Origin of the sequence: Synechococcus sp. CCY9202, from assembly GCF_034931685.1 — a bacterium.
GTDB lineage: Bacteria > Cyanobacteriota > Cyanobacteriia > PCC-6307 > Cyanobiaceae > CBW1002.
Genome location: NZ_JAYGID010000038.1, coordinates 1 through 1,089, shown reverse-complemented (window position 1 = coordinate 1,089; position 1,089 = coordinate 1). Strand labels below are relative to the sequence as shown.

The following is a 1,089-nucleotide window of genomic DNA, read 5'->3' as shown; positions in this document are numbered from 1 at the left end:
TGAAAAACCCCTTCAAGGGCCATTCAGCCCGGGAACGCCTGACTCCGAGCCCAGTGTTCACGGGCGCTGCGCCCAGAGGTCAGACTCAAGTCATGGCGACCTCGGGACTTTTTCAGCAGGCTCTTAAAGGCCTCGACTCGATCGCCCTTGGCGAAAGCGGTAGCCGAACTGCCGGGGGCGGAGCCAACGAACCTCCCGCGAACCTCTCGCGCGGGGGCACTGGTTCGCTGGTTCGTTGGGTTCGTTGGGTTCGCTGGCTGGTACGACAGGGAAGAGGGAGGGTTGAATCGCTCCGGGTCCTCACCCGCGAACCCAACGAACCCAACGAACCCTGTTTTGGGTGCCCCCACGCGAGGGGGTTCGTTGGCTGGTTCGTTGGCTCTCGGCCAGAACTCATTGACCCGGCTCCCGCGGCCCGGTTGCGATCGGGCGACCATTTCCAGCAGCCCCTTCTGATGCAGACCCAGCAGGGTCTTCCGGGCCACCACCTCGCGACCGCTGCCCGTCAGCTCCAGGGCCTCGGCCAGTTGGGCCGCCGTGGTCTTCTCCTGCCGGTCCTCCCACCGCTCGCGCACCTCGCGCAGTGCGTCCAGTTGGCGTTCCGTCAGCTTCGATTCGGCTTCAGCTTGCGACTGCTCACGCTCCAGTAGCTCAGCGCCTCCCAGCAGGTTCCAGGTAGGCCCGTCGCGTTCGATCACCAGGCTCTGGGGCAGTCCACCCCTGCCCTGAGTGGTGAGCAGCCTTCGGCGGTCGCTTTCGTTGGCGGTCGCGGGAGCCAGCTTCAGGATCTGCGACGCTGCCGCCGGCAGTGCGGTGCTGCCCCTACTGGCCGCTGCAGCGCCTTCTCCGGCGCGTCCCTTGCTGGCGTGGTGGATTACCACCAGGGTGGCCCCATGCGGCTCCAGTTGCTCCATCAAGTCCTGGACCGGCTCCGCCATCTGCGGGCTTTCTTCCTTGAGCCCTAGGAGTTTGCTGAAAAACCCCGCTTCCTCTGCGAAAATGGGCCAGCTGCCCCAGGTTTGATGCGAGGTCAGCAGGAGCGCAGCGGCTCCTTGTTCTCCTACGTCTCGATCGAGGAGCGGATCCCGA

The 1,089-nt window shown here is 65.4% G+C and carries 1 protein-coding gene; it reads right to left on the bottom strand.

Features of this window, described 5'->3' with window-relative positions; genetic code table 11:
• Positions 1 to 23 precede the first annotated feature (23 nt).
• On the bottom strand, positions 24 to 938 hold the full coding sequence (locus VB777_RS05615) for a hypothetical protein (RefSeq protein ID WP_323247619.1): 915 nt from the start codon (positions 936 to 938) through the stop codon (positions 24 to 26).
• Between the last annotated feature and the right edge of the window lie 151 nt (positions 939 to 1,089).